The sequence below is a fragment of the Actinomadura barringtoniae genome, from assembly GCF_017573505.1.
GTDB lineage: Bacteria > Actinomycetota > Actinomycetes > Streptosporangiales > Streptosporangiaceae > Spirillospora > Spirillospora barringtoniae.
Genome location: NZ_JAGEOJ010000022.1, coordinates 106361 through 120417 on the forward strand (window position 1 = coordinate 106361; position 14057 = coordinate 120417).

Sequence of the window (14057 nt, forward strand, 5' to 3'; positions counted from 1 at the left end):
AAAACCGGTCCCGAGGCCGCTCTTGATCTCGGGAGGGACGTCGAGGGTGCCCGATGCGCAGGCGACGGATACTTCTTGGGAGCCGCGGGTCGCGGGTTCGAATCCCGTCATCGCTCCGGGCGATGTAGCTCAGTCAGGCAGAGCAGCGGTCTAAAGGACCGTCGCCGACCTCCTGATCTCGGGCATCCTCGATGTGGCGCCGGGGTAGGACCCGGAACATGACCGACCAACTTCCGGCCCTGCCGCTCGAGGCCTGGGAGCCCACCAAGGACACCCTGCACCTCTGGTCGCAGATCGTGGGCAAGATCCAGCTGGCGTCCGCGGCGCCGCGCAACCACTGGTGGCACACGACGCTCCGGGTGACCGAACGGGGCTACTCCACGGGCCGGATGGTCCACGACGGCGTCCGCTTCAGCATCGCGTTCGACCTCGTCCAGCATCGCCTGGTCGTCCGTACGACCGAACGCGAAGAGGACATTCCGCTTCGCGACGGTCTCTCGGTGTCGGAGTTCTACTACAGCCTCATGGCCCTCCTGCGGGAGCTCGGCATCCACGTCAAGATCAAGGCCGAGCCGTTCGGCGTGCCGATGACCACGCCGTTCGCGGACGACACCGAGCACGCCTCCTACGACCGCGAGCGCATCGAGGACTTCCGCCAATCCCTCCTGTGGGTGTCGGAGGTCTTCGAGGAGTTCCAGAGCTGGTTCAACGGCAAGGCGAGCCCGATCCAGCTCTTCTGGCACAGCTTCGACCTGGCCACGGCCCGCTTTTCCGGCCGTCCCGCGCCCGAGATGGAGGGCGCCGACCCGGTGACCAAGGAGGCGTACACCCACGAGGTGATCAGCTTCGGCTGGTGGGCCGGCGACCGCAACTTCCCGGCCGCCTCGTTCTACTCCTACACCCACCCCGAGCCCGAGAAGCTCACCGAGCAGCCGCTCCGCCCGCCCCAGGCCCGCTGGGAGCCCACCGGCATGACCCACCAGGCCCGCCTCAGCTGGGTGGACGTACGCTCCTCCCCCGACCCCCGCGACGCCGTCCTGGACTTCATGCAAAGCGCCTACGCCGCAGGCGGCCGCACCGCCGGCTGGCCCTACGACGACTTCCACTCCACCTGGTGCCCACCCCGAGGCCGCGTCCAGCCCTCATCTGCCTAATCTGATCGAATGAAGCTCAGCGGGCCGTTGAACGGCCGGGTGGCCCTGGTGACAGGGGTGAGCCGCCGAGCCGGGATCGGGTTCGCCCTGGCGTCCGACCTACTGGCCGCCGGGGCATCGGTCATGGTCCACTCGTGGTCGCCGCACGATGCGGAACAGCCATGGGGCGCCGATCCGGGAGGCGACGCGAGCATCATCGGGTCACTAGGCGGCGAGGGCCCGCACCTCCGCCACATCACCGCCGACTTCGCCGACCCCGAAGCCCCCGACCGCGTCGTGAACGCCACCCTCGACGCGTTCGGCGCCGTCGACATCCTGGTCGCCAACCACGCCCGCAGCTCCCACCAGAGTCTCTCCGAGCTGACGGCCGCCGAGCTGGATCTGACCTGGGCGGTGAACGCCAGAGCGAGCGTTCTCCTGGCACAGGCCTACGCGGCAGCCCACGACGACACACGCCCAGGCGGCCGAATCATCCTCTTCACCTCGGGTCAGCACCTCGCCCCCATGAGCGCCGAGCTGCCGTACGCGATCAGCAAGGGTGCGATCCACCAGATGACGCTCAGCCTCTCGGACGCTCTGATCGACCGGGGCATCACCGTGAACGCCGTCAACCCCGGCCCGGTCGACACCGGCTGGGCCGACCCCGAGCTCACCGCACACGTTGGCCGTTCCCTCCCCGCAGGCCGGTGGGGCCATCCGGAAGAAGTGGCCCGCCTGGTCCGCTGGCTGGCCGGCGACGACAGCGGCTGGATCACCGGCCAGGTCATCAACTCCGAAGGCGGCTTCCGCCGCTGGGTCATGTGACCGCCCCCAACCGGCCGGCGTCGCTGAGAAAGGATCGCCGTGGGCAGCTCTGAACTGCGTACCGACCGGCTCACCCTTCGTCGATGGCGTGACTCCGACCTGGCGCCATGGGCGGCGATGAACGCCGATCCCGTGGTCCGGGAGCACTTGGGCGACCTGCTTACACGCGAACAGACCGATGCGGGCGTAGCGCGGTTCCAAGCCGAGTTCGATCAGCGGGGCTACGGGTGGTGGGCGGTTGAGGTCCAGGCCACACGAGAGTTCATCGGCTTCGCGGGCTTGGATCAGGTGGATGACGACATGCCGTTCACCGGAGTGGAGATCGGTTGGAGGCTCGCCCGCTCGGCCTGGGGCCGGGGTTACGCGACCGAGGCCGCGCTGGCGACCCTGGCCTACGGCTTCGACGCACTTGAACTTCCTGAGATCCTTGCCGTGACAACGGCCACCAACCTGCGTTCACAGGCGGTGATGCGCCGAATCGGCATGACCCGCGACCCCGCCGACGATTTCGACGACCTCACCGCGCCCGAGGGCCCACTGCGCCCGAACGTGCTTTACCGCATCACGGCAGTCCGGGGACCGGACCCTCACTCCGCTAAGGCAGTTGGCCAGGCACCAGAGCCCAGCTGACCCACCACGCCGAACGATTCGGCGAGTTGCAGCGCCCGCGCCAACAGCGGCTCAACGCGACGTACGGCCTCCTCCACATCTGTGACCGGAGCCAGCGGCACCCCGCTGCCCGACCAAAACCAGGGCTCCCCCAGCTCGCGCGACCAAACGAGCAGGCTGTCTCCAACGCGTGGCGTGGCCGGGCCGTACGCCAGCAGGAGGGGTGGGCTGGCCTCATAGCGTGGACGGCTGGCGATGCCCCGTTCGGCCAAGGCAAGCGCGAGGCGATCGAGATCGCTCGGCCGACCTCATGCCCCGGCCACCTTGCGCAGCTGCGCCCGCAGAGTCTCCGGCTCGTCGGCGTCGAAACACGAAGGTCCGTGCTGGACGAGCTTGCCCACGTCCGGCCCGCGTGTCGCCCACCACCGCCCATTCGGCGAGCTCTGAATGATCGACCACCGCGGAAACTCCCGGCGCAGCGCCGCCTTGATCTCCTCCGCCGAACGCATCCGCCATCTCCCGCTGCTGATCGTCTCCAGATCGTCACTGACGGTTAGATGGTCGTTGCCGGCGGACGGCGTGAGTGACACATCTTGTGGCACCCCCGGTGACCTGAGGTTAGATCGCGCGCGCCCATTCGGCGTACGCCACCAGTGCCTGCGGTGGCGAGACGTGCAGGCGCAGCAGCGTGAGAAGGGCCTGGCGTACGTGAGGGTGCTCCCGTACGTGCTGCGGAGCGATGCGCCTGGCGGTCTGCAACGAAGCCAACGCTTCGTCCCGCAGCCCGAGCCAGAGTTGCGCGCGAGCGACCTCGATGTGGTGATGCGATCTGCGTTCGGCTGGGAGCGCACCAAGGTCGATGGGACGGGTGGCGATATCAACCGCACGTGCGGCATTCCCCAGCTCGACCGCGACAGAGATCTCGTGCACATGGACCGACGCGGGCCCGAAGGCCGTGCCGGTGTAGATCCCCTCAGGCACGTCGACGGCGAGCCGCCGTGCGTTGGCCATGTGCTCGTCGGCCGAGTCGGAGTCGCCGGTCAGGCGGGCTGCGAGGACGGCCGCGCGCATGTGCAACGCACCGGCGGCTGCAGTTACTGCGGCGCTCTTGAACGGGGGCATCGCGTCCAACGCGGCCTCAAGTGCGCGCAGCCCTGGGGCCAGGTTGCCGCTCGAGAAGAATACCTCTGTCCGTACGTACGCTGCCGTGGCATCGAGCGCCGGATCCTCGGCTCGGGACGCAGCCCAGCGCATCAACTCGATCAGGCGCGCCGACAGGTCGTAGTAGCCGTACTTATAGGCGACCGCGTCAGCTGAACGGTACGCCACGGTCAGCAGGGTGGCTGCTTCTCGCACAACCCCGTCATCGGGATGCTGCGTAGCGCGAGCCAACTCGGCCAGCAATGGCGGCACGTTCTCGGCGAGGCGTGTGTAATGGGAAGAGAGCCGCTGCCAGGTCGTCTCCTCTACAGCTTGGCGCAGGCACACCATGGGCCGTACGGGTCCGTCCTCGGGCAGGTCATAGGCGTCGATGGCGGTGCGCATTGCGGGGATCGCATCGTGCACCCGGCTGCTCGTACGGACTCGCCGCCCCAGCAGAGAGTCGGGTTGAACGCCGAGGGCACTGGCCAGGGCATCCAGCGTCCGATCAGTGGCGGACCTGCTCCCCTGCTCAACCTTGCGGAGCAGGCTCAACCCGAGATGAGCCTGCTCCGCGAGCTGCCTCTGCGTGAGCCGACGCGCGGTGCGTGTCGCAGCAATGCGCGCGCCTACCTCTGCGTTCTCACTCATTGGGCTGCGATGAGCTCGGGCAGGGCGGTGAGGTCGTCCAGTCGCCAGTCAGCGGCCTTGACCACCTCGGGGTCGTCGGCCCACAGGTAGCCCCATGGGCCTCGGCGAATCAGCGCCGTTCGAAGGCCGGCGCGCTTGCCCGGCAGGATGTCGTTCGCGGGATGGTCGCCGACGTAGAGGATCTCTCCTCGAGCGGCCGGTGCCCACTCGATCAGGCGCGCGAAGAACTCGGGCGACGGCTTGGCCACACCCCACTCGCCTGAGGTGGCGATCGCGTCAACGGGGAGGTCCAGGGCGCGGAGGAGGTCTGCGGCGCGCACGGTCTGGTTGCCTGCGATGCCGAGCCACAGGCCATGACTACGAAGCACGTTCAGAGTTGAACGAACATCCGGGTAGAGATCGTCGGGGTCGAGTTGCTCGCCATGGCCGCTGTCTTCCCGCGCGCGGCGTTCGGCGGCGACGTCCAGGCCGGGTCGGATCAGACGAAGCGCGTCGGCGTTGTCTCGCCCCTGCGCGGTGACCGCGCCGACGAGAGCGGACATCGTGTGAGGGGGCACGCCGAGCCAGTCGGCCCAAGCCCGCCATTCGCGGGTGTCGTCGATCAGAGTCTCGCCAACGTCGAACACGACTGCGCGAATCACGCAGGTCAGCCTAGGCGTTCCGCAACTCGTTCGTGCCCGTGACGGTCGTAGGTGGAAGGGAACACAATGCCGGCAGTCGTGACCATCACGGGTACACGTTCGACAGAGCACCGACCGTCGGGCGACTACCGGGAGATCTTTGGGCAGTATGTGGCGCCGTTCGCCAGGCCGGGTGTGCGCTTTTACCTCGGAGGCGCGAAGGGGATCGATTCGTTGTGCCTGCTCTGGCTGGCAGAGGAGACGCGGGCTGAACTGGTCGTGGTCGTGCCCGCTGCGTTGGGCGATCAGCCCGCTGATGCTCGCCATGCGGTCGCCGCCGTTCGCCAGGCCGGCCGCCTGGAGCAGCTGGTCGAGCTGGGCGCCGAGCCCAGGACCTCCGGCTACCACGCCCGCGACCGGTGGATGGTCGACCGGTCAGAGATGGTGATCGGGTTCCCGCTGCGTGGAACGAGCGAGAGCGGCACCCATTACACGCTCGGCTACGCGACAAACCTCGACAGGACGCGCCTAATTTTGCCCGTGTGACGACGTTCAGTGCTGGACCAGCGAGGGATGGCGCGGGGCTGTGCTGGATTCGGTACGGCCGTGGGTTAGCGGGGGCGGAGGGTGCGGGGGTGCAGGCGGCGGCGTAGGCGGCGGGTGCGGCCTGCTTTGGCGGTTACCAGGCGGCCCAGGTTGTTGGTGTGTTCCCAGGCTTCGGCGGCGGCTCGGTCATCGGGGGTGGCGCCGGAGAAATGGGTCTGGTTGACGAGGTCGGCTAGGGGGCGCAGGTGCGCTTGCGCTTCGGTGCCTACGTTGGTGGTGCCGTAGCGGGCTACCTCGTGGGCGGTGAGGGTCTTTGTCTTGGCGAGGCCTACGTCGCTTAGGTGCTCCAGGGCCTGGTGCCAGGCACCGGCTATGCGAGCGGCGGGCGGGCCTGAACGGCGGCGGCGTTTGCGTAGAGCGGGGAGCAGTAGGACTGCTAGGAGGTAGGTGGCTAGGAGGGCTACCAGGGGGATGGCGGCGTAAGCCCAGGTGGGGAAGGTGAATTCCTTTTGGGGGGCCGGTTTGCCTGGGGCAGGGGCGTTGCGGTGGGGGCCTGCGCCGGGGCCTCGGTTTTGGGCGGCGGCCTTTTGGGCTTGTTCGATTTTCTGGGTCTCGCCTGCGGCTACGGCGCCGGACGAGTTGGAACGGCCGGCGTGCTGGGGCATGGGGTTGAACGGGACCCAGCCCTGATCGGCGAATTTCACCTCGGGCCAGACGAGGACGTCGCCGGACTTGATGTCGTTGGTGCCTGCGAAGCCGACCACTACGCGGGTGGGGAGGCCGAGGGTGCGGGCCAAGAGGGCGTAGGCGGTCGCGAAGTGTTCGGGGGTGCCGCGCCGGGATTCGCCTAGGAAGTAGTCGAGTTGGCGGTAGCTGTGGCCGGGTGGGGCTGTGACGTCGTACTTGGCGTAGGTCTTGAGGAACTCCGCGAGCTTGGCGGCCTGTTGGCCTGCGGAGCTGGCTCCGGCGGTTGCTCGTTGGGCCAGGCTGCGGAATTCGGTTAGTTGTACGGGGGGCTTGGACTCTCCTGGGCCGTTGGGGAGGGTCAGGGCTGCTTGGGCTTCGGCGTCCTGGGCGGCGGAGGCGTCGGGGAGGTCGTCGATGTCTTCGCGTACGCGGGAGTCGACCGTGTAGGTCTGGCCCGGGCGGAGGGGGCTGACGGCGGCCAGGGCGCCGCTGGAGGGGTCTACTGAGACGCCCAGGCCGCTGATTTTGCGGGGGCGGTCCGCGGCGGGGACGTAGACGCCGGGGAGCGACTTGATGGTGATCTGCTGGGTTACCTGGCGGGTGCTGCCTGAGGCGGGGGTCGTGGGGACTCGGCTGCCGGTGGGAACGAAGCGGGCCGAGGACGTCCAGGTCACGCCGTTGAACTGGTCCAGGACCGCTAGGCGCCAGCGTTCTGGTTTGGAGGAACGGGCGGTGAAGAGGACCTGGGCGGGGCTTTGCAGCCAACCTGCTACGCGGTCCAGGGGGCTGACGCTGTCGCGCTGCTGGGGTGGGGGCGCTGCTACCTGTTCGCGGGGGTTATAGGGGTCCGCGCTGACCGGGACGTACGGGCCTGAGAGGAAGGCCAGGGCTCCTAGGGCCGCGGCGGTGGGGAGGCCCAGGAGGATGGGGCGCCAGGTGACGGCCGTGGAGAGGTCGGAGCGGACCAGGATCAGGACGATGGTGAGGACGATCGTGGCGGCGGCCAGGGGGAGGTTGGAGCCGGGGCCGTCCACGCCGAGCATGAGCGCCACGGCGAACGTTCCCAGGGGCGGGAGTGCGGGGAGCGCGCGGAAGCGGGTGCGGAGGGCGAGTTCGGCCGAGGCGAAGGCCGCCAGCCAGGTGAGTACGTGGACCAGGACCAGGAATTCAGGCTTGGCGGGTGCTGGGAGGAGGGTCGTGAGGATCGACTTCCAGGAGCCCAGGACGCCCGTGCGAAGTGTCTGCGGGAGCGTGCCGTCGGTGAGGGAGGCGCGGAGGACCGTCACCGAGACGGTGCCTGCCCAGGCGACGGTGGTGAGGACGACGGAGATCCACAGGGGCCAGGGGCGGTTGGATCTGGGGCCTGCCAGGGTGGCTGAGAGGGCGGTCGGGATGACGGCGGCGACTACGGCTACGGGGACCACCGGGCCGAAGCCGAAGACTCGGTGGAACGCCAGGCCCGCCGTCATGGAGAGGGCGGCCGTGAGCAGGAGCGAGACGTAGCGGCGCATCTACCGGCCCCTCCCCGCGCGCTGCCAGGCGTGCGCCAGCTCCTCCAGGTCGGTGAAGTCGATCAGGTGAACGCCGGGCGGGGCGGAGGCGGGCTCGGGCGGGCGGACGCGCAGGACGACGATCCGGTCGAAGCGGCTGCGGACGGCGGCGATGCGGCCCAGGTCCGTTCCGCGGCCGGTGATGACGACGAGCGAGCCGCCGGGGCGGACGCGGCGGATGAGGTCCAGGACGGGCTGGGCGGCGGCGTCCGGCATGACCTTGGTGAGGCGATCCAGGACCACCTCGGCGTCGTCGGGGCCGCCGCGTGTGTCGGCGACCGGGCCCGCGCCGCTCAGGACGCGTACGGGGAAGTTGGCCTGGCACGCGCCGACGGCGACCGAGGCGGCGGCGTCGATGGCGAGTTCGAAGTCGTCGGGCTCGGGCCACGCGTCGGGGTTGGCGTCGATCACGACGGTGGTCGTGGGCAGGCTCGCGTCGACGAGCTGGCGGACCATGAGGGTGCCGGTACGGGCGGACGACTTCCAGTGGATGTGGCGCATCTCGTCGCCGATGACGTACTCGCGCAGCGCATGGAACGTCGCGGTCCCGGCCGGGGACTTGTCGCTGGTCGGGCCTTCGAGGTGGTACGCGCGGCCGGACGGGAGCAGGCCCAGGCGGACGGTCTTGGGGCGAACGAGGAGGGTCTGGGGCGTGCCGTACTCCCGGACGCGCCGGGCGAGGTTGAGCGGATCGGCACGGACGAGCTGGAGCGGGCCGACGGGGATCTCACCACGGCGGTCGGTGGGGAGTTGGTAGGAGACGGTGCGCTGGCCGCGCGGGGGCAGGCGGGGGATGTCGACGGCGACGTTGGTCGAACCGGCGGTGTCGTGGGCGGTGAGGCCTCGGATGCCGCGGCCAGCGTTGGTGACGTGCAGGACGCCGATGGCCGGTTCGCCACGTTCCACCTTCAACGGCGCGATCTCGCGGCGCACCTCCAGCTTCGGCTGCGTCAGGGTCCAGATGAACGCGCTGCCGACAGCGAGCAGGCCCGCGACGGCCAGCATCGCGGGCTCCGGATAGCCGAGCCACCATCCCGCCCCGTACAGCAGTACGGAGGCGACCGCGGTCCCCCAGCCGAGCGGAGTCAGCATCAGACCGTGGCGGCCTGCGGGGTCGGCACGCTGGACAGCACCTCGCCCACCACGTCCGCACCGCTGCGGCCCCGAAGCTCGGCCTCCGGAGTGACGATCAGGCGGTGCGCGACGACCGGCACCGCGAGCGCCTTCACGTCCTCCGGAACGATGTAGGAACGGCCCGCCGCGGCGGCCCGGACGCGCGACGCCTTGAGCAGCGCGAGGCTCGCGCGGGGGCTCGCGCCGAGGCGGAGCTCGGGGTGCTCGCGGGTGGCCGCGACGACCCGCACGATGTAGTCGTACAGCGGCGGCGCCACGTGCAGGCGTTCGGCGAACTCGATCATCCGGCCGACATCGTCGCGCCCGGCGATCGGCGGCATAGTGTCGAGCATCGCGCCGGTCGGCTGGCCCGCCAGGACGGCGACCTCGGACTGGTGGTCGGGGTAGCCCATCGAGATCCGCATCAGGAAGCGGTCCAGCTGGGCCTCGGGCAGCGGGTACGTGCCGTCCATGTCGACCGGGTTCTGCGTCGCGATGACCATGAACGGGCGGGGCACCGGATGCGGCGTCCCCTCGACCGTCACCCGGCGTTCCTCCATGACCTCCAGGAGCGCCGACTGCGTCTTCGGCGACCCGCGGTTGATCTCGTCCGCGACCACGATGTTGGAGAAGATCGGGCCGGGATGGAACTCGAACGCGTTCTTGCCCTGATTGAAGATCGAGACGCCGGTGATGTCGCTGGGCAGCAGGTCGGGCGTGAACTGGATGCGCCCCCAGCGGGCCTCAACGGATGCCGAGATGGACCGCGCCAGCGTGGTCTTGCCGACGCCCGGCACGTCCTCCACCAGCAGGTGCCCCTCGGCCAGCAGGCAGATCAGAGCCAGCTCGACCTTCTCGCGCTTGCCGCGGATCACCCGCTCGATGTTCTGGGCCAGCGCCCCGAACATCTGCGAGAACCGCCCCGCCAGGGCGTCGGCCCCGGCCGCCGCCCCGTTCGGCCCTTCACTCATCGCTCACTCCCCCAAGTGATCGTCTTACGTCTCACGTGCATTCCCACAGCGGCGGTGAGAAGTTGTTCGACCCCGAGTTGGCGCTGGTCACGTAGATGTCACTGACCCAGCGGTCCCGGCCGCCATAGCTGATCTTGTCCCAGACGTTGCTCACCAGACTCGAGTTGTTGGTGTCGGTGATCGACGGCCCCGTCTGCTGGCAGATGACGCTGACCGCGCCCGTGAAGCCCTGCGGGAACTGCCCGTCGCGAGTGCTCGTGTCCGTGCTCGGGCTCGTGTGCAGCCACGTGTTGGTGTTGTCGTTGTGGTGGCCGTTCAGGGTCTGGGCGTGTGGAGCCGGGTCGAGGTTGACCGAGACGCTGGTGCCGTTGGCGGTTCCCGCGCCGTTCTTGGCGGTCACAGTGAGCTGGTGCGTGCTGCCGTTGCTGAGCCCGGTGACCGAGAAGGACGTATCCGTGGTCGTCTTCGAACCGCTCGGCCAACTGACCGTGTAGGTGACGTCATAGCCGGCGGCCTTGGTCCATTTGAGGTTGGCGCCATGGTTGACGGGGTCGGCGGTGAGGCCGCTCGCCGGGCCGGTCGCCTGGCAGGAGAACGTCGACACCGAATTGGACGAGAGCGCCTGCGCCGCCTGGCCCTTGTCGGTGTAGCGGGCCGCCACCTTGTACTCGTACGACTTGTCGCAGGGGACGTTCCGGAGGACGAACCTGGGCTGGGCCGTGGGTGTGACCGGCGATGTCCCAGGGATTTGAGCCCCGCCGGTGTCAGTGAGGATGTAGTCCTTCACCGACGAGGTGTCGGTGCCGGGCGCGAAGGTCACCGTGATGGTGCCGTTGTTTCCAGTGGCCGACTGAGCCTGCGGTGCCTGCGGGACCTCGCAGGCCGGGGTCGTGTCCTGACCGTACCTACCGGTCCTGATCTGCCGGCTCTTCGGGTCCTGGAATTTCACCGCCACACGGAACGTGTAGTTACGTCCGCAGGCCAGACCCGCCACCGTGAACTTGTACTCGCCGCTGCCCTGCGCGATCTCAGGCCCAGGTTGTGCGTTGGGCACGGGCTGGCCTTGACCGGTCGCCAGCACGTAGGACTTCGGCTGGATTCGGTTGTAGCTCGACTGGCCGAAGGTGATCGTGACGGTGCCCTGGTCGCCCGTGGCCCGCACGTCCGTCGGCTCGGTCGGCGGGTCGTTCGGCTTGGGCTTCGGGGGCGGAGGCTGCTGGGGCTGCTGGGGGCGGTTGCCGCCGTTGCCCGGGTCGCGGCCGTTGCCGCCGCCCGGCTTCTCGGTCGGGATGGGCTTGCGGACGCCGCCGGGGGCCTTGGTGTCGTACTTCCTGAACGGCTTCGGCACGCCGTCCTGCCCGACCGAGACGGCGGCGTCGCGGTTGGGGTCGTTCGCCCAGAGGATGCCGTCCTTGACGAAGACGTCCAGCGGACCGGGCATCCCCGAGACGGAGATCTGCCGCTCGATCTTGCCGGAGATGTAGTCGTAGACGATCAGGGAGCCGGCCGAGGCGTCCGGGATGTAGACCTTGGAGCCGAGGATCTGCGGCTCCTGGAGCGCGGCCCGCTGGGGCAGCCGGAGCGAGATGTTGGTCAGCGCGCCGGTGCCGGTGTCCAGCAGGGTGAGCGCCCCCTTCGCGCCGAGGATCGGGAGGTTCTGGCCCTCGACGACCTCGGGGGCCTTGACCGCGCGGCCCAGCGTCGGCGGCAGGTTGATCTTGCGGACGCCGTCGCCGCCGACGATGGCGGCGGTGCCGGTGGTGAGGTCCAGGACGGTGGGAACGCCGGCGACGATGGAGAGCTGGAGCTGGTCGCGGGGGGCGGCGACGGCGACCGGGGCGCCTTGCACGCCGTTCTGGAACGGGATGAGCTGGCCGGTCTGGGGTGAGGGGACCCAGAGGGTGCCGCGGGCGTCCAGGCCCGCCAGGCCGACGGGCGGCTCGACGGAGGTGGCCTTGCCGACGGCGGTCAGCTTGACGGGGTCGATCTGCTGGACGACGCCCTTGTACTGGTCGACCGTGTAGGCGACGTCGGCGTTGGCGACGATCTGGACCTTGAGGCCGAGGTTGACGGTCTGCTCGACCTTCAGCTGGGACGGGTCGACGCGGCTGACGGCGCCGGTGGTCTCGTCCACGAGGAGGACGGTTCCGCCGTCCTGGATGATCTTGATACGGTGGCCGCGGGCGGTGGCGCCGAGGTTGGCCTTGCCGTCGACCTTGCCGACCAGGCCGTTGGCGTGCACGACCATGCCCTTGGTGGTGGCGCTCAGCCAGGCGCCGACGTCGGAGATCTTGTACCTGGCGCTGGCGATGCCGACGCCGTAGACCATGGCCGACACCAGCAGCAGGCCGACCGCGCCGATGGCGATCTGCCCGGTCAACCGATCACGTCTCAACAGGCCCCGCAGTACCGCGGGCGCCTTGATCCCGCTCAAGCCCCGTCACCCTCCGTTCGCGCCTGACCGCGCGATGCGCAACCTGCTGCGCACGGATCACACAACCTAGCGGGACCTGGGGTGATCCGCCCCGTGAACCGCGAGAATGACCAGTTTAGGGCGAGATATATGTGATCTGGATCACGGGCGATGGACGCGCGGTCACCATTCGTGAGCAGGACAGTGAAAAGAACCGAACGCGACCCTTACCCCGAACGTCCTAGTGTTCAGGCAAGCCGTACGACGACCCCGGGGTGGACGTGGACAACGTAAGCATTTCCGAGCTGTGGGACCGCGTGACGGGAACACAGCCCGCGCCGCCCTGGTGGCTGATCATCGGGGTCGGTGTGATCGCGCTCGGGGCGGTGCTGCACGCCCCGACGTGGCATGTGGCCCGGAACGTGGTCACGATCGCGCACGAGGGCGGGCACGCTCTGATCGCGCTCATCACCGGGCGCAAGCTGGACGGCATCAAGCTGCACTCCGACACCTCCGGGGTGACGGTGTCCCGGGGCAAGCCGCACGGGCCGGGCATGGTGTTCACGGCGATGGCGGGCTACCTGACGCCGCCGCTGCTGGGCCTGTTCTTCGCGCTGCTGATCGCCGACAACCGGATCACGCTGATGCTGTGGTTCTCGCTGGCCCTGCTCGCCGCGATGCTGATCATGATCCGGAACGCGTACGGGGCGCTGTCGGTGGTCGCGACCGGCGCGATCATCTTCGCGGTGTCGTGGTTCGGCGGCGCCAAGATCCAGGGCGGGTTCGCCTACCTGGCGGCGTGGTTCCTGCTGTTCGCCGCCGCCCGGCCGGTGATCGAGCTGCAGCGGATGCGGTCGCGCCGGATGGCGCCCACCTCGGACGCCGACCAGCTGGCGCACCTGACCGGGGTCCCCGGCATGGCCTGGGTGACGCTCTTCGGCGGAACGGCGCTCGTGGCGCTCGTCCTCGGGGTCCTGCTGCTGATCCCCGACTCCTCCGTGCTCTCCGGCTAGCTCGCCGCCGATCCGGGGCTAAGGCGGCTGTTCCGGTTAGAGACCGCCGGTCCGACGCTAGAGGCCGCTGCGGCGGTGCAGGTGGTCGCGGGCCCGCAGGTCCGCCGCCGAGCCGCGGTCCTTCAGACGGGACGAGATGCGCTCCTGAACGGGGCGCTTCTTGTTGCCCGCGTACTTGAACTTGGCCCGTACGGCGGTGACGGTCAGCTCCAGGCCCCGGATGCCCGGCAGGAGGCGCCGATCCGGGTCCTCCAGGTCGACCGGGAGGCGCTGGGTGCCCTGCGGCTCGAAGTGCGCGAGCTGGTCGTTGAGGATGGCGGCCTTCTCCTCCGGATCGTCGATGATCCGTACGTCACAGGAGAGCTGAGCGGTGGCGTAGTAGGACGTCGGTACGGACCGTTCGGCGGCCTCGCCCTCCTCGCGGACCCACTCCGACGGCGCGTAGACGTAGTCGTCGATGACGGTCAGCAGGGCGCGGGGCTTCTCCTCCAGGAACGGCCACACCGGGTTGGGCCGGGCCAGGTGAAGCCGGATCGTCCGGTCCCCGTCGTACAGGAAATGCGTAGGCACCACGATGGGCAGGTCGCGATCCACTCCGGGCGCGATGAGCTGGCCGAAGTCCCTGCCGTCCGCCAGCCAGGTCTTCCATTCGAGGTCGTCGAGCGGGGCGTCCCAAGGGTGCACGAGCATGACCTCACGGTAGCCGCGGACCGGATGCGGTCAGAGGCCTGCCCCTCCCCCGCGAAGCGGCCCACGATGGCGCATGGCAGAGAAGAAGCTGGACCG

General features: G+C 69.4%; 13 protein-coding genes. 5 read left to right on the top strand and 8 right to left on the bottom strand.

Annotated elements, in window-relative coordinates; translation table 11 throughout:
- The first annotated feature begins 218 nt into the window (after positions 1-218).
- From J4573_RS42155 to J4573_RS42165, 3 genes are read left to right on the top strand one after another with little or no spacing between them, the layout of a single operon-like run.
- Positions 219-1154: a DUF5996 family protein gene (locus J4573_RS42155; RefSeq protein WP_208261773.1), complete on the top strand. Its 936-nt coding sequence runs from the start codon at positions 219-221 to the stop codon at positions 1152-1154.
- A gap of 9 nt (positions 1155-1163) precedes the next feature.
- Positions 1164-1958 (top strand): SDR family oxidoreductase, encoded by a 795-nt coding sequence (locus J4573_RS42160; protein ID WP_208261774.1) that lies wholly within the window; start codon positions 1164-1166, stop codon positions 1956-1958.
- 39 nt (positions 1959-1997) lie between these two features.
- Positions 1998-2588: a GNAT family N-acetyltransferase gene (locus tag J4573_RS42165; RefSeq protein ID WP_307797343.1), complete on the top strand. Its 591-nt coding sequence runs from the start codon at positions 1998-2000 to the stop codon at positions 2586-2588.
- Between the two features lie 287 nt (positions 2589-2875).
- On the opposite strand, the gene J4573_RS42170 is transcribed toward J4573_RS42165, so the two are convergent.
- The 3 genes from J4573_RS42170 to J4573_RS42180 form a co-directional block, all read right to left on the bottom strand.
- Entirely contained in the window at positions 2876-3076 is a 201-nt protein-coding gene (locus J4573_RS42170; RefSeq protein WP_208261775.1) for a hypothetical protein, read from the bottom strand.
- Positions 3077-3185: 109 nt separating this feature from the next.
- The gene (locus J4573_RS42175; RefSeq protein WP_208261776.1) at positions 3186-4358 is read right to left on the bottom strand and encodes a helix-turn-helix domain-containing protein; all 1173 of its coding nucleotides are present in this window, start codon (positions 4356-4358) and stop codon (positions 3186-3188) included.
- Positions 4355-4999: an HAD family hydrolase gene (locus J4573_RS42180; protein ID WP_208261777.1), complete on the bottom strand. Its 645-nt coding sequence runs from the start codon at positions 4997-4999 to the stop codon at positions 4355-4357. The genes J4573_RS42175 and J4573_RS42180 overlap by 4 nt, the downstream gene beginning before the upstream one ends.
- A 78-nt stretch (positions 5000-5077) precedes the next feature.
- On the opposite strand from J4573_RS42180, the gene J4573_RS42185 reads away from it, so the two are divergent.
- Positions 5078-5524 carry a hypothetical protein gene (locus J4573_RS42185; protein ID WP_208261778.1) on the top strand — a complete coding sequence of 149 codons (447 nt, stop codon included), beginning with the start codon at positions 5078-5080 and terminating at the stop codon, positions 5522-5524.
- A gap of 65 nt (positions 5525-5589) precedes the next feature.
- On the opposite strand, the gene J4573_RS42190 is transcribed toward J4573_RS42185, so the two are convergent.
- Genes J4573_RS42190 through J4573_RS42205 form a run of 4 tightly spaced genes read right to left on the bottom strand, consistent with a single transcriptional unit; the run spans position 5590 to position 12225 of the window.
- Positions 5590-7722: a transglutaminase TgpA family protein gene (locus J4573_RS42190; RefSeq protein ID WP_208261779.1), complete on the bottom strand. Its 2133-nt coding sequence runs from the start codon at positions 7720-7722 to the stop codon at positions 5590-5592.
- On the bottom strand, positions 7723-8853 hold the full coding sequence (locus J4573_RS42195) for a DUF58 domain-containing protein (RefSeq protein WP_208261780.1): 1131 nt from the start codon (positions 8851-8853) through the stop codon (positions 7723-7725).
- Positions 8853-9845: an AAA family ATPase gene (locus J4573_RS42200; RefSeq protein WP_208261781.1), complete on the bottom strand. Its 993-nt coding sequence runs from the start codon at positions 9843-9845 to the stop codon at positions 8853-8855. The genes J4573_RS42195 and J4573_RS42200 overlap by 1 nt, the downstream gene beginning before the upstream one ends.
- A gap of 31 nt (positions 9846-9876) precedes the next feature.
- A complete protein-coding gene (locus J4573_RS42205; RefSeq protein ID WP_208261782.1) occupies positions 9877-12225 on the bottom strand; it encodes a fibronectin type III domain-containing protein in 2349 nt (782 codons plus the stop codon).
- A gap of 314 nt (positions 12226-12539) precedes the next feature.
- Here J4573_RS42205 and J4573_RS42210 point away from each other — a divergent pair, with 314 nt between their 5' ends.
- Entirely contained in the window at positions 12540-13271 is a 732-nt protein-coding gene (locus J4573_RS42210; RefSeq protein ID WP_372443004.1) for a M50 family metallopeptidase, read from the top strand.
- Between the two features lie 57 nt (positions 13272-13328).
- Here the strand turns inward: J4573_RS42210 and J4573_RS42215 are convergent, their stop codons facing one another.
- On the bottom strand, positions 13329-13961 hold the full coding sequence (locus J4573_RS42215) for an FMN-binding negative transcriptional regulator (RefSeq protein WP_208261784.1): 633 nt from the start codon (positions 13959-13961) through the stop codon (positions 13329-13331).
- Positions 13962-14057 lie beyond the last annotated feature (96 nt).

Coding starts and splice junctions, on each gene's coding strand:
- J4573_RS42200 (WP_208261781.1), bottom strand. CDS start 9,845: ATGAGTGAAGGGCCGAACGGGGCGGCGGCCGGGGCCGACGCCCTGGCG.
- J4573_RS42190 (WP_208261779.1), bottom strand. CDS start 7,722: ATGCGCCGCTACGTCTCGCTCCTGCTCACGGCCGCCCTCTCCATGACG.
- J4573_RS42215 (WP_208261784.1), bottom strand. CDS start 13,961: ATGCTCGTGCACCCTTGGGACGCCCCGCTCGACGACCTCGAATGGAAG.
- J4573_RS42170 (WP_208261775.1), bottom strand. CDS start 3,076: ATGCGTTCGGCGGAGGAGATCAAGGCGGCGCTGCGCCGGGAGTTTCCG.
- J4573_RS42195 (WP_208261780.1), bottom strand. CDS start 8,853: ATGCTGACTCCGCTCGGCTGGGGGACCGCGGTCGCCTCCGTACTGCTG.
- J4573_RS42155 (WP_208261773.1), top strand. CDS start 219: ATGACCGACCAACTTCCGGCCCTGCCGCTCGAGGCCTGGGAGCCCACC.
- J4573_RS42175 (WP_208261776.1), bottom strand. CDS start 4,358: ATGAGTGAGAACGCAGAGGTAGGCGCGCGCATTGCTGCGACACGCACC.
- J4573_RS42160 (WP_208261774.1), top strand. CDS start 1,164: ATGAAGCTCAGCGGGCCGTTGAACGGCCGGGTGGCCCTGGTGACAGGG.